The sequence below is a fragment of the Bradyrhizobium sp. SPXBL-04 genome (assembly GCF_051853035.1).
Lineage (GTDB): Bacteria > Pseudomonadota > Alphaproteobacteria > Rhizobiales > Xanthobacteraceae > Bradyrhizobium > Bradyrhizobium zhanjiangense.
The window spans coordinates 4,398,789-4,411,817 of the sequence record NZ_CP182472.1 but is presented as its reverse complement, the minus strand read 5'-3'; the positions used below and the strand labels follow the sequence as shown (position 1 = coordinate 4,411,817).

At 64.4% G+C, this 13,029-nt stretch carries 16 protein-coding genes; 9 read left to right on the top strand and 7 right to left on the bottom strand.

Annotated elements, in window-relative coordinates; translation table 11 throughout:
- Positions 1–116: 116 nt before the first annotated feature.
- The 4 genes from ACNJX8_RS20845 to ACNJX8_RS20830 all read right to left on the bottom strand — a co-directional run bounded on the left by ACNJX8_RS20845 (position 117) and on the right by ACNJX8_RS20830 (position 3,223).
- On the bottom strand, positions 117–977 hold the full coding sequence (locus tag ACNJX8_RS20845; protein ID WP_439356612.1) for a PCC domain-containing protein: 861 nt from the start codon (positions 975–977) through the stop codon (positions 117–119).
- 9 nt (positions 978–986) lie between these two features.
- Positions 987–2,594 carry an acyl-CoA synthetase gene (locus tag ACNJX8_RS20840; protein ID WP_439356611.1) on the bottom strand — a complete coding sequence of 536 codons (1,608 nt, stop codon included), beginning with the start codon at positions 2,592–2,594 and terminating at the stop codon, positions 987–989.
- A gap of 105 nt (positions 2,595–2,699) precedes the next feature.
- Positions 2,700–2,915: a hypothetical protein gene (locus ACNJX8_RS20835; RefSeq protein WP_439356610.1), complete on the bottom strand. Its 216-nt coding sequence runs from the start codon at positions 2,913–2,915 to the stop codon at positions 2,700–2,702.
- A complete protein-coding gene (locus tag ACNJX8_RS20830; RefSeq protein ID WP_439356609.1) occupies positions 2,912–3,223 on the bottom strand; it encodes a hypothetical protein in 312 nt (103 codons plus the stop codon). Before ACNJX8_RS20830 ends, ACNJX8_RS20835 begins: the two co-directional genes overlap by 4 nt.
- 67 nt (positions 3,224–3,290) lie before the next feature.
- Here ACNJX8_RS20830 and ACNJX8_RS20825 point away from each other — a divergent pair, with 67 nt between their 5' ends.
- Positions 3,291–3,650 carry a hypothetical protein gene (locus ACNJX8_RS20825; RefSeq protein WP_439356608.1) on the top strand — a complete coding sequence of 120 codons (360 nt, stop codon included), beginning with the start codon at positions 3,291–3,293 and terminating at the stop codon, positions 3,648–3,650.
- Positions 3,651–3,759: 109 nt separating this feature from the next.
- Here the strand turns inward: ACNJX8_RS20825 and ACNJX8_RS20820 are convergent, their stop codons facing one another.
- Positions 3,760–4,155: an SPW repeat domain-containing protein gene (locus tag ACNJX8_RS20820; RefSeq protein ID WP_128933624.1), complete on the bottom strand. Its 396-nt coding sequence runs from the start codon at positions 4,153–4,155 to the stop codon at positions 3,760–3,762.
- Between the two features lie 318 nt (positions 4,156–4,473).
- Here ACNJX8_RS20820 and ACNJX8_RS20815 point away from each other — a divergent pair, with 318 nt between their 5' ends.
- Entirely contained in the window at positions 4,474–4,749 is a 276-nt protein-coding gene (locus tag ACNJX8_RS20815; RefSeq protein WP_128933623.1) for a GNAT family N-acetyltransferase, read from the top strand.
- Between the two features lie 53 nt (positions 4,750–4,802).
- Here the strand turns inward: ACNJX8_RS20815 and ACNJX8_RS20810 are convergent, their stop codons facing one another.
- A complete protein-coding gene (locus tag ACNJX8_RS20810) occupies positions 4,803–5,189 on the bottom strand; it encodes a DUF3597 domain-containing protein (protein WP_164934912.1) in 387 nt (128 codons plus the stop codon).
- Between the two features lie 316 nt (positions 5,190–5,505).
- Between ACNJX8_RS20810 and ACNJX8_RS20805 the strand changes: the two genes are divergently transcribed.
- The 6 genes from ACNJX8_RS20805 to ACNJX8_RS20780 all read left to right on the top strand — a co-directional run bounded on the left by ACNJX8_RS20805 (position 5,506) and on the right by ACNJX8_RS20780 (position 11,215).
- Positions 5,506–6,414: a DUF2189 domain-containing protein gene (locus ACNJX8_RS20805; protein ID WP_439356607.1), complete on the top strand. Its 909-nt coding sequence runs from the start codon at positions 5,506–5,508 to the stop codon at positions 6,412–6,414.
- A 126-nt stretch (positions 6,415–6,540) separates the two neighbouring features.
- Positions 6,541–7,365 (top strand): lytic murein transglycosylase, encoded by an 825-nt coding sequence (locus ACNJX8_RS20800; protein WP_091885472.1) that lies wholly within the window; start codon positions 6,541–6,543, stop codon positions 7,363–7,365.
- A 402-nt stretch (positions 7,366–7,767) separates the two neighbouring features.
- On the top strand, positions 7,768–7,920 hold the full coding sequence (locus ACNJX8_RS20795) for a DUF1127 domain-containing protein (RefSeq protein ID WP_007590701.1): 153 nt from the start codon (positions 7,768–7,770) through the stop codon (positions 7,918–7,920).
- A gap of 126 nt (positions 7,921–8,046) precedes the next feature.
- A complete protein-coding gene (gene trmFO, locus ACNJX8_RS20790; protein WP_439356606.1) occupies positions 8,047–9,474 on the top strand; it encodes a methylenetetrahydrofolate--tRNA-(uracil(54)-C(5))-methyltransferase (FADH(2)-oxidizing) TrmFO in 1,428 nt (475 codons plus the stop codon).
- A gap of 7 nt (positions 9,475–9,481) precedes the next feature.
- Positions 9,482–10,576 carry a serine/threonine protein kinase gene (locus ACNJX8_RS20785; RefSeq protein WP_439356605.1) on the top strand — a complete coding sequence of 365 codons (1,095 nt, stop codon included), beginning with the start codon at positions 9,482–9,484 and terminating at the stop codon, positions 10,574–10,576.
- A 90-nt stretch (positions 10,577–10,666) separates the two neighbouring features.
- Positions 10,667–11,215, top strand: a complete 549-nt coding sequence (locus ACNJX8_RS20780; RefSeq protein ID WP_439356604.1) for a CAP domain-containing protein — start codon at positions 10,667–10,669, stop codon at positions 11,213–11,215.
- Positions 11,216–11,227: 12 nt separating this feature from the next.
- Here the strand turns inward: ACNJX8_RS20780 and ACNJX8_RS20775 are convergent, their stop codons facing one another.
- A complete protein-coding gene (locus tag ACNJX8_RS20775; RefSeq protein WP_439356603.1) occupies positions 11,228–11,701 on the bottom strand; it encodes a VOC family protein in 474 nt (157 codons plus the stop codon).
- Between the two features lie 148 nt (positions 11,702–11,849).
- On the opposite strand from ACNJX8_RS20775, the gene ACNJX8_RS20770 reads away from it, so the two are divergent.
- Positions 11,850–13,028, top strand: coding sequence for an aminotransferase class V-fold PLP-dependent enzyme (locus ACNJX8_RS20770; RefSeq protein ID WP_439356602.1), 1,179 nt, complete (start codon positions 11,850–11,852; stop codon positions 13,026–13,028).
- Position 13,029: the final 1 nt, after the last annotated feature.

The following is a 13,029-nucleotide window of genomic DNA, read 5'->3' as shown; positions in this document are numbered from 1 at the left end:
CCCCTGCCCCGCTCCGTCCCCGCCGAAATCTTCAAAGGAACATACCAGGAACACAAACTGCAGGGAAGTGGCATCTGCGGAAGGTCGCAAGCTTCGGTCGTGCCTTAGCCCAAGGATCAGCCCATGGGCACCAGCACCAGCTCCATGGTCATCAGCACGGGATTGTCGCCGCGCACCAGGCGGCCCTCGGCGAGGCCGCCGGTGTAGTCGATCAGGGCGACGTCGAGTGCGGCTTCGAGCGCGCCGGACGAACCGGCCTCGATCACGCCGGACGTTATTGCCAGCTCAGTGGCGAACGGTTCGGTCGCGCCGCCATGGGTGAAGCGCGCGCCGATGGTCGAGCCGACGCCGCCGTGGAGCTTGGCCCGGGCAATGCCGTGCGCGCGACAGAATGCTTCGAGACAACCCGCAAAATCCTGGTTCGGCCGCAGCCGCATCGCAAACGCTCGGCTCGTCGCCTGCGCATCGGTGCTCGCCGCCGCCACCGGACCGAACAGCTTGAAATTCGTCTCAGGATCAGGCTCGGCCGTGAACATCGCACCATCGAGACCGAACGCTTCGACGGCAAACGGCTCGGCGACAACAGTCTCGTCCGGCAGCATGTGGCCGCCGCTGGCGCGGCCATCGGCCTCGGTCCACAGCCCGTGGCAATGAAAGAACGGCGCGCCGTCACGCATGCCCAGCGTCATGCTGCCGAGCTTCGTGCGCGTCACGCCCTTGGGCCGGAACGTATCGCTGTAGAACGCAGCGTTCTCGCCAGTCTTCGACAGCGCCGGCATCACATAGGCGAACGGCCCCAGCGCGCCAGCACCAAAATTGAGCACGCCTCCGGCAAAACCCTCCGCGGCAAAACCGCGGCGCGCGGCTTCCAGCAGCGGCAGGCCGGCTTCAAGCGTGAACGCGAAGGCGCGTCCCCTCGCCTCCACCCATTGGATGCGTTCTGCGCTAGGTGCGCCCGGCTGCTTGATGCTGCGCATGACGCCCGCTCAGCCTGCCTTCGTCTTGTCGAGATCGAGCAGGCCTCGCGCCTCGAGCTCATCACGCACCATGCGCTTTGGAATCTTGCCGTAGCCGGATTTCGGCAGCGCCTCCCAGAAGAAGAACCGCTTCGGCATCTTGTAGCGCGGCACCTTCGGCGCGAGGAACGCCGCCATCTCCGCTTCACTCACCGGCGTCGCGCCCTCGCGCGCGACGCAGACGGCAACGCCGACCTCACCCCAGGTCGCATCGGGCACGCCGAGCACGGCAACCTCGCCGACGGCCGGATGCGTCAAGATCTTCTCCTCGATCTCGCGCGGATAGATGTTGGAGCCGCCGGAGATGTACATGTCGGAAGCCCGTCCCGTGATGTAGACAAAACCCTCCTCGTCCATGTGACCGAGATCACCGGTGCGGAACCAGCCGTTGCGAAACGCCTTCGCATTGGCTTCAGGGTTGTCGTAATAGCCGGCGAACACCGCGGGCCCGATCACGCAGATCTCGCCGCTCTGGTTGGCGGCAAGCTCGCGGCCGTCGTCGTCCTGAATCGAGACCTGCATGCCGGTGCGCTCGAAGCCGCACGTGCCGATCTTCGCATGCGGGCCGTCCTCGGGATCGTGCAGCGCGGCCGGCAGCACGGTGATGTTGCCGGTGACCTCGCCAAGGCCAAAATACTGCACGATCACCTTGCCGAGCTTCTTCAGCGCCGCCTTCTGGTCCTCGCGATACATCGGCGCGCCGGCATAGATGACCTGGCGCAGCGAGGAATGATCGTATTTGTCGGCGGCGGGATGCTCGACCATCATCTTCAGGATCGTCGGCACCGTGAAGAGATTGCTGACGCGATGCGCCTCGATCAGTCGGAACGCTTCGTTGATGTCGAACTTTTCGGTCGGCAGCAGCACGGTGCGCGCACCGCGCGCGGATTGCATCAGCTGATGCACGCCGGCACCGTGCGACAACGGCGCCACCACCAGCGAGGCATCCTGCTCCGTCGTGCCGGGCGTCAGATCGGCGAGATGATTGGTGACGACGAATCCCATCTGGCCGTGGGTCAGCACGGCGGCCTTGGAGCGGCCGGTGGTGCCGGAGGTGAAGAAGAACCAGCAGGGATCGTCGTGCTCGACCGCGACGTTCTCCACGGCAGCACCGGTTTGCGAGGCGACCGCGTCAGCCACCGAGCGCTCGCCGAACGCAGCCTTGCCTTCGATGCTCCAGGTGAATTCCAGTGCGCCGCCCTTCACCGCCGCAGCGTGCTCGGGAAAATCGATGTGGCACAGAAACGCCTTGGCGCCGGAGGCCTGCGCGAGATAGCTGACCTCATCCGGCATCAGGCGGAAATTGGTGGGGACCCAGACCGCACCGAGCCGGAACGCGGCGAACATCGAAAAGAACATCTCGTCGCCGTTCTTGGAATGGACGAGGATGCGGTCGCCCTTCGCGATGCCGCGTGCGGCGAGCGCGGCCGCCAGCGCCGAGACCTGTGCATCGATCTCGCGCCAGGTCCAGGACTTGTCACCCCAGACAAAGCCAGCTCGCGATCCATGCCGCCGCGTATTCTGGGTCAGCATGTAGGCGAGATTCATGACGCGGCGGGACATGCGCAGGGGCTGCATCGGGCTTCCTCTTCAAGCGCGGACAGGACGTTAGCTGCCCGCTCATTGCAGCCCATTTATCGCCATCGCCAGCGCCCCTGCAAGGCCGCCGGCCGCGTACCTGCCCTACGGCTCCCTGAATGCGAACGGCTTCGTCGTGATGGCCCTCTCCTTCACACAGGTCTGCGCACCAAAGCCGCCGCAATAGCTGCCATGCAGATCGAAGCGGATGACGCGCGAAGCGCCGTGCCTGGTCGATTTCGGCTTGATCTCGTAGCTGCGGCCACGACCGTCGAAGACGAGACGCACATCCCCACCCGGCAACGCCACCAGGATGTTCATGGTGCAGCCCCGGTTCCGCAATAGATGGTCTCGCGCTCGCCGCATTTGGTGCCGCTGAAATCGACTATGCAGTCGTCACGGCCGTCGCCGATCAGGTCGATCTTGCGCACAGTGTCCAGCGCGAAGGTCACGGTGCCACCGTCCTGGCTGACGCATTCCTCATTGGTGTAGCGTAGCGCCTTCTGCACGCCGGGCGGATAGTCGGACGGATTGAAGGGTCTTGTGCCTTCGGCGCGCGCGGCGGAAGCGAAGAGAACGAGCAGGAGGATCAGATAGCGCGTACGCCTCTGTCGCCGGCGCGGACGCAATCGTTCAGGGAATTTTAAACATGACCGGCGCAACCTCGCTCAGTTCTTGCGTTCAGAGTGTCACATCATGGTCAAAGCGCCCGCCGTCCTCCTGCTTACGCTGGCGCTTGCCGGATGTGCCGTGGGCCCGCAAGCGCATCTGGCCTCAGATCCCGCCTTCAAGCCCGCGCGCTATGCCTGGGACGGCGCCGGCGAAGATCCCAACCGGCCGCACGCAGCGTCCGGACCTGCGCGCACCGCAGCCCGATCCGAGCACGACCGATCGCACGGCGAACTTCAGACCTCTTCGAAGGAATGGTGGCAGGCGCAGGACGGCACCGACGCCGAGCACGACGCCAGGGTCAGTCGCTCCCTGGTCATCTGTCAGGGTTGCCTCCGCCCGCAGCCGCAGCCCGAAGATTCCAGGCTCGCCAAAGCCACCGATTGAACCGAACCGCCGTCGCGGATCGAGCGGCGCCCGGGCTACTCAGATCTCGTCACGCGCCAAGGACACAGGCCCGCCACCCGCGGCCGGCGGGCCTGCCGATATCTACGGCCTATTGTCCGTGCCTGAGCATGTCCTGGTCATTCAGATCCCAGTCCTGCCACAACTGCAGTACGCCGAGCAGCACCACCACCGCACCGAGGCTCGTGTGGTAGATGCGGAGAAAGCCTTCACCGGAATAGCCGATCACGTAAGGCGAGGCGATGAGCCACAGTCCGACCAGGATCGTCGTCACCTCCTGCCAGCGCTGCAAGGCAACATATTCGAGCTGGCTGATGCCAAACACGACCAGACCGACCGCGACGGCATTCAGGATCATCGTTTCGTGTCCGGTGACCGGCTGATCCTGGATGGGAAACCACGGCGAAGCCACGATCAGCGCGCCGAGCAGCATACCGCACCAGTCTTCCCATGTTCGATGAGTACCCAAGAAACCAAAATCCGACATCGTACCCTCCTACAAGAGGCATACGTCTGCGGCTGGCAATCATGACACTCCGAATGTCTAGCGACCCTGCCGGCCGCATTCGGGCGTATGTCCTCTCAAGGACGTGGGAACCGTCGCGGACCTTGCAAGGGCAATATCGGGGATTATTTGCGGTCGCTGCGTCATGCTCGCAGAGCGAGACTTCCATACTGCACTGCGGCCGCAGGGACGCGCGTTTGCGGATATCTCCCCTGCGGCAATCTCCCTTGGTCGCACCTTGGCAAGGGCGGGCTCAGCCTCCTAGATCAGGACGCAATCTGCACTTCGGAAGGATCCCGCATGGCGGCTTCGGTACGCGACAACAAGGACAGGAGCCGCTTCGAGCTCGATGTCGGCGGCGGCATCGCCTTCGCCAATTACCGGCTGACGCCGTCGGCCGTGATCATCACCCATACCGAAACGCCGCGCGCCCTGCGCGGCCGCGGTATCGGGTCCGAACTGGTCAAGGGCGCGCTGGACTTGATCCGCCGCGACGGCAAGAAGGTGATCGCGGGCTGCGGCTTCGTCGTCGACTATCTCGACAGGCATCCGGAAGATGCGGATCTCCTCGCCTGAACGCAAAAGGGCCCGCGAGATCGCGGGCCCTTGCGCTACGACCGAGCGATCGGTCAGTGCTTGATCTCAGGCGGCAGCTTGCCGCCATTGGCGGCGAGCTTGGACATCACCTGCTTGTGGAGCCAGACGTTCATGCTCGCCGAGTCGTTCATATCGCCGGTGTAGCCCAGTTCCTTGGCGAGATCCTTGCGCGCAGCAAGGCTGGAATCGATGTCGAGCGCCTTCATGAGATCGACGATGGAGGTGCGCCATTCCAGCTTCTCGCCCTTGTGCGCAGCCACCGCCTTATCGACGATCGCGGCGACGTCGACGGCTGCCATGGGCGCGGCAGCCGGCGCCGATGTGCCCGGCGCGGCCCCTGCGGGCGCGCTGCCGCCAGGCGCGACAGCAGCCGGATGGCTGCCGAAGATCGCGCTCATGATTTTCCCGAAAATGCTCATGTCTGCTCCCCGAAAAGGATCCGTTGGAAGGGCCTTGAGTGGCACTATAGACGATGTTCGTGCGTTACGCCCGCGAAGTTCTGCGAAGCAGCACGCAGCATCAGCTTATCTGCGGCGAAATGACGACCGAATGACATCGGCGAGGTTTGCACTGCGTCATCGAAATTCGCCCCAGGCGTGAGGGACAGGACTCGGAATTGGGAGTACGCTTGCGGTTCAGCTCGCGATGCCATCGGAATCGCGATCGTTCAAAGAAGGCGACCACTTGCGCCGTTGCCGGCGCGAGATCGACCGCATGGCAAGGGAGCAACCGACCATGGCCACACTCTACCAGGGCAATGTCCCCAGCATGGCCCGGACCGCGGAAGCGGCCGGACCGGTGATCCGAACCATCCAACTGTCCGACCTGCACGACGCGCTGAAGCGCGGCTGGGAGGACTTCAAGGCCGTTCCGAGCCACGCCATCATCCTCTGCGTGATCTATCCGGTGCTCGGCCTCGTGCTCGCCCGCGTGGTGATGGGCTATTCGGTGCTGCCGCTGCTGTTTCCGCTGGCCGCCGGCTTCGCCTTGATCGGGCCCTTCGCCGCGCTCGGTCTCTACGAGCTTTCCAGCCGGCGCGAACGCCATGAAGAGGCCACCGCCTGGGACGCCATGGAGGTGCTCCGCTCGCCCTCCTTCGGTGCGATGCTCGGCCTAGGCACGCTGCTGCTCGCTCTGTTCGTGACCTGGGTCGCGACCGCACAGGCGATCTATGTTGCGGCGTTCGGCTATGAGGGCGTGACCGGTATCTCAGATTTCATCACACGCGTGCTGACGACGCGGCAGGGCTGGTGGCTTATCGTGGTCGGCTGCGGCACCGGCTTCCTGTTCGCGCTCGCCGCGCTCTGCATCAGTGCCGTGTCGTTCCCCTTGATGCTGGACCGCCATGCCGGTGCGTTCGAGGCGATGGTCACCTCGCTGCGCGTCGTCGCAAAGAACCCGGCGCCGATGGCGGCCTGGGGCCTGATCGTGGCGGTGCTGCTGGCGCTCGGCACGATCCCGGCGTTCCTCGGCCTCGCCGTGGTGATCCCCCTGCTCGGCCATGCCACGTGGCACCTCTACCGCAAGGTGATCGTGTCCGATCCAGGTGCACGTCCAGTACCGCCTCCGCCGCATCGTCCGCGCAAGCCGGCCGCCGACTTCCCCGCCAACCTCTTCCCCTGGAGGAACAACACGGACGCCTGACGATATCGTGACATGCGATCCTGCCCGGCTCGGGCAGGGTCGCGCTGTCACAGCCTTGCTTTGGCCGCGGTTACAACCGAGATTATGCTCGCCGGTCAGATCACTTCACGGAATCCATTTCATCTGATGACCACGACGATTTCTCGTCTCGCTCTTGCAGCCCTCGCCCTCTCCGCGTCCATCCTGTCAGTCCAGCCAGCGCTCGCCGCTGTTGCCTGCGGCTCGGGCAATTTCGACGCCTGGCTTGCGGATTTCAAAACCGACGCTGCGGCCAAGGGCATCTCGCAACAAGCCATTGCATCGGGGCTCGCCGGTGTGACGCTCGATCAGGGCGTGCTCAACCGCGACCGGTCGCAAAAGGTCTTCACCCAGACCTTCGAGGAGTTTTCCGGCCGCATGGTGCCGCCGCGCCTGCAGCGCGGCTCCAACATGATGAAGCAATATGGCTCGGTGCTGTCGCGCATCGAGCAGGCCTATGGCGTCCCCGGCGAGGTGCTGGTCGCGATCTGGGGGCTCGAGACCGATTTCGGCGTCAACACCGGCAAGTTCGCCACCATCCGTTCACTGGCGACACTGGCCTATGACTGTCGGCGCGCCGAGCAGTTTCGCGGCGAGCTGATGGACGCATTGCGCATCGTCCAGCGCGGCGATCTCGCACCCGCCGACATGAAGGGCGCCTGGGCCGGCGAGCTTGGCCAAACCCAGTTCATGCCGTCATCCTGGATGAAGTACGCGGTCGATTTCGACGGCAACGGCAAGCGCGATCTCCTGCACAACGCGCCGGATGTGCTGGCCTCCACTGCCAATTATCTCGCCGGCTATGGCTGGCAGCGCGGCAAGGATTGGCAGCCGGGCGGTCCGAACTTCGCGGTGCTCCAGCAGTGGAACAAGAGCGAGGTCTATTCCAAGACCGTCGCCTATTTCGCCACCCAGCTCGCCCGCGCGCCTTAAGACCCTCGTTTTGCCGTTCAGCCGATTTCCGAAGCGAATCGGCAGATCTTATTATGAATTGATATTCATTTTTATGCCAAGTCGTGCATGCGATTCGCGCATATCTAGCTTGGGTCCAGACGCTGGATGAACCCCTTGCAGGTATGAGGAACTCCATCATGTATTAAACTGCATGATCCGCAATAACCCCGTGAATTCACGGGAATTTGTGGCACCAAATTGCTTGTCTTGCCCGTGGCTTGAGCGGGAATGCCGTCGGGTTAATCGTCCGTTATCAGTGCTATGCGTTCCTCGCCTAGCTGCATCGCAACATCGGAACTTTCGCACTGCACCACTCTCACCTATATTCATTTCAACGATGAGGCCCGGGCAAGGGCTGAATCGAACTACAGGAGACTACCAATGCTGCTCTCGCTCATCCGCATGATCCAGGCTTTCCGGGATTATCAGCGCAATGTTGCCGAGCTGTCCCAGCTCAGCGATCGCGAACTGGCCGATATCGGCCTCGATCGCTCGGACATCCCGCGCGTTGCCGCCGGCCAGTATCAGGGCTGATATCGTTCAGCCCTTCACCGGACGAACCGATAGCGCCCGCCTCGTGCGGGCGTTGTCGTATCTGTTGGCAGAAAACTCGATCTCGGCGATTCCACTGGACGCTGAAAAGCGCTACCTGTCCGCCCCATGACAGGATCCCAATCCAACATCGTGCACGTGATCGGCGCCGGCCTTGCCGGTTCCGAAGCCGCCTGGCAGGTGGCCAAATCCGGCGTGGCCGTGGTGCTGCACGAAATGCGGCCGACCCGCATGACCGAGGCGCACCGCACCGACGGGCTCGCCGAGCTCGTCTGCTCCAATTCGTTTCGCTCGGACGACGCCGCCAACAACGCCGTCGGCCTGCTGCATGCGGAGATGCGCCGGCTCGACTCGCTAATCATGCGCGCCGCCGATGCCAACCAGGTACCCGCCGGCGGCGCCTTGGCCGTCGACCGCGAGGGCTTCTCAGCGGCCGTCACCAAGGCGCTGAACGACCATCCCCTGATCGAGATCGCCCGCGGTGAGGTCGCCGGCCTGCCGCCAGCCGACTGGAGCAACGTCATCGTTGCGACCGGCCCCCTCACCTCTGCGCCGCTGGCTGATGCCATCCGCGAGCTGACGGACGAGAATGCGCTTGCCTTCTTCGATGCGATCGCGCCGATCGTGCATCGCGAGTCCATCGACATGTCGGTGGCCTGGTTCCAGTCGCGCTACGACAAGGTCGGTCCTGGCGGCAACGGCGCCGACTACATCAACTGCCCGATGACGAAGGAGCAGTATGATGGGTTCGTCGCGGCACTGATCGCCGGTGAGAAGACCGAGTTCAAGGCGTGGGAGACCAACACGCCCTATTTCGACGGTTGCCTGCCGATCGAGGTCATGGCGGAACGCGGCCTCGAGACGCTGCGCCACGGTCCGATGAAGCCGGTCGGCCTCACCAATCCGAACGATCCGGCCACAAAGCCTTACGCGATCGTGCAGCTGCGCCAGGACAACAAGCTCGGCACGCTCTACAACATCGTCGGCTTCCAGACGAAGCTGAAATACGGCGAGCAGCAGCGCATCTTCCGCACCATTCCGGGATTGGAGAAGGCCGAATTCGCCCGCCTCGGCGGCCTGCATCGCAACACCTTCCTCAATTCGCCAAAACTGCTCGATGGCCAGTTGCGCCTGCGGGCGCAGCCGCGGCTGCGCTTTGCTGGCCAGATGACGGGCTGCGAAGGCTATGTGGAATCCGCCAGCGTCGGCCTGATCGCCGGCCTCTATGCGGCCGCCGATGCGTGCGGCGAGACGCTCGCGGGTCCGCCGGGCACGACGGCGCTGGGATCGCTGCTCGGCCACATCACCGGCGGCCATATCGAAACCATCGAGCCCGGCTCGCGCTCGTTCCAGCCGATGAACATCAATTTCGGCCTATTCCCGCCGCTCGCGACCGTGCCGACCAAGAAGCCCGACGGCACGCGGCTGCGCGGCAACGAGAAGACGGTGGCCAAGAAGCAGGCGATGAGCGCACGCGCGCTCGCCGATCTCGATCGCTGGATCGCCGATCACCTGCGCATTGCCGCCGCGGCGTGAGTTTTCGATGAGCCTCCCCCAAGACGACGCCGCGACACTCTCGGCGCGCTGGACCGAGGGCGTGCTGCTCAAGCGCGACGTGTTCTCAACCGTCGAGCGCGGCCGCTTCCGCAGCGAGAACGGCGAGGTCGACGCGGTGCTGCGCCGGCTCGACGAGGTGCCGTGGTGGTCGTTCCTGCTGGCACGCCACCTGTTCGCCCGCGAGAAGCGCGCGCTGGCGCTCGCCAAAGGCCTCAACGTCGGTCCGAAGCTGCTGTGGGCTGGACGCCGCGCGCTCGTGCGCGGCTTCGTTGATGGCGTCGCGCTGCATCTGGCCAAGCCGCACGGCGACCTCGCTTATTTCCGCTCGGCCAAGGCCGCGCTGCGGCGGCTTCGCCGCGCCGGCATCTGCCACAACGATCTCGCCAAGGAGCAGAACTGGCTGGTCGGCCGCGACGGCCGCGCCTACGTCACCGACTTCCAGCTCGCCGCCTGCTTTGCGCGGCGCGGCCGGCTCTACCGCATCCTCGCCTATGAAGACCTCCGGCATCTGCTCAAGCACAAGCGCTCCTATGCGCCGGACGCACTGACGCCGCGCGAGCGGAAAATCCTCGCGAAAAAATCGTTTGCCGCGAGCCTGTGGCTTGTCACCGGCAAGAAGGTCTATCGCGCCATCACCCGCGGCCTGTTCAACTTCACTGATCGCGAGGGTGGCGGCCGCCGGCTCGTCAACGACGCGCCGGTGCTGGCGGCACTGATCCGCAAGAACCCGGCCGTGCGCGACACCGCCATCGTCGCCTTTGCGGACCGCCGCTCCGGCGTCGGTCTCTATGCCTTCGTCGAAGCCGACCGGGCCGTGCTCGAAGGCGAGCTGCGCAACGAGCTTGCGGCCGCCAAGGGTCCGAAGCCGCCGGAGCACATCCAGGTCGTCCACGCCCTGCCCCGCGACACTAGCGGCAAACCGCGCACCGAGATCCTGCAACTGGTCGCCATGAACCAGCTCGACCTGATCGAGCCGATGATGAAGAACGATCAGGACCGCGCCTTCCTCAAGGACATCCTCGAGCAGCGCAAGAACCTGCGCGATCGCTTCAATTTCGAGGCGGATCTGCCAACGAGCTAGGGCCTGACGCGCCTTGAAGCGTCCACATTGGCGATAGAGAAGCGTCGGATCATTCGGGCTTGGCGGGTTATGGGCATTCGGGGGACGATGATGCATCGTGTGGTTGGCGGCCTGATCGCCGGCTTGCTTTTGGCCATCACACCCGCAATGGCCGAGTCCCCCGCCGAGCTGATCTCGAGCTTCCGCCTCAAGCACGGCGAAGTCCGTGTCGTCCGCGATTCAACCCTTGACCGCATCGCCATGGACCAGGCCCGCGCGATGGCGGCCAAGGACGATCTCAGCCACGACGCACTCGGCCCGTTCAACCGCCGTGTGGCGCCAGCCGGCGCGGGCCGTGCCGCCGAGAACATCGCCTACGGCTACGACAATTTCGAGAAGACCCTGGGACAGTGGATCGACTCCTCCGGACACCGCAAGAACCTGTTGCTGCACAACGCCTCCCGCGTCGGCATCGCGAGCGCCAAGAATGCCAGCGGCAAGCGCACCTATTGGGCGATGGTGATTGCCGGCGACTATGGGCCGAAGGGCAAGAGAAAGAAGGACAAGGAGCCGCTGGTTGCCGTGAAGCGCGAGGCCGTGCCCGCGAGCAAGCCCAAATCCAGCGGCTGCCACATCAAGCTGCTCAGCCTCTGCATCTGAGGCCTAACAATTTCAGCCGCGCCGCGCCGCCTCGATCGCGGCCACGTCGATCTTGGTCATCCCCATCATTGCGTCGAAGGCGCGCTTGGCTTCAGGGCCGCCGGCCGCCAGCGCCTCGATCAATACGCGCGGCGTGATCTGCCAGGAAACGCCCCATCTGTCCTTGCACCAGCCGCAGGCACTTTCCTGCCCGCCATTGCCGACGATGGCGTTCCAATAACGGTCTGTCTCCTCCTGATCGTCGGTAGCGATCTGAAACGAGAAGGCCTCGTTGTGTTTGAACATGGGCCCGCCGTTAAGTCCGAGACAAGCAACGCCAGCCACGGTGAATTCGACCGTCAGCACATCGCCGGCCTTGCCGGACGGGTAATCGCTGGGCGCGCGTTGAACGGCACTTACGAAGCTATCGGGGAACGTCTCGGCGTAGAAGCGGGCCGCCGCCTCGGCGTCCTTGTCGTACCAGAGGCAAATCGTGTTCTTCGCCATCGCGGGTCCTTTCAAATCACCACCAAATCACGCCCTCTATCATCATAGCATCCGGATCGGCATGCTCCAGCCGCGGCATCCATTGTCCGATCTTGCTCGCGTGCGTCAGTGTGTCAAATTCAGGGACCCCTAATGCAGAGGCTCACACTTGATCGACATCGACCGGATACGCACCGACACACCTGGCGCCTCCCGGCTTGCGTATCTCCACAATGCGGGTGCTGCCCTCATGCCAACGCCCGTTGCCACAGCGATGAAGCGACACATCGACTTCGAAAGCGAGATCGGAGGTTATGCCGCCGCTGATCGCGAGTCCGTCCGGCTCGACACGGTCTACGGTTCGGTGGCGCGGCTACTGAATGCCGCGCCCGACGAGATTGCCCTCATGGAGAACGCGACGGTTGCCTGGCAGATGGCGTTTTATTCGCTTCCGTTTGCCCAGGGCGATCGCATCCTGACCGCCGAGGCAGAGTACGCCGCCAACTATGTCGCGTTTCTGCAGGTGGCCAAGCGTACAGGCGCGATCATCGACGTCGTGCCGAGCGACTCGACGGGCGAACTCGATGTCGCTGCGCTCGAACGCATGATCGATGACCGCGTGAAGCTCATCGCCATCACCTGGGTTCCGACCAATGGCGGGCTGGTCAATCCCGCGGCGGCGATCGGCAGGATCGCGCGAGCGCACGGCATTCCCTATTTGCTCGATGCCTGCCAGGCGGTCGGCCAGATGGTGGTCGATGTCGAAACCATCGGCTGTGACATGCTGTCCGCCACGGGGCGCAAATTCCTGCGCGGGCCGCGCGGTACCGGCTTTCTCTACGTCCGCCGAGCGATGCTGCAGCGGCTCGAGCCGCCGATGATCGACCATTTCGCCGCGCCCTGGGTCTCGCGCGATGAGTATCAGCTCCGCGATGATGCGCGCCGTTTCGAGACTTGGGAGAACAACTACGCCGCCCGGCTTGGATTGGGGGCTGCCGTCGATTATGCCCTCGCGATCGGCCTTGGTCCTATTGAGCAGCGCTGCCGCTTGCTTGCGGACCGCCTTCGCAGCGGCCTCGCCTCCATTCGCGGAATCCAAATACGCGACCTCGGCCGCGCGCCGGGCGCGATCGTCAGCTTCACGGTGGACGGATATGACGCGAACGCCATTGTCAGCAGTGCCGCTGCGGCGGGCATCACCATCGGCGCTTCGGATCCGTCGAGCACCCGCATCGATGCAGAACTTCGCGCGCTACCGCCAGTCGTGCGCGCCTCGCCGCACTACTACAATACGGAAGCCGAGATCGATCGGCTGATCGGTCACCTCGCGGGTTTAACACCGCGATAGG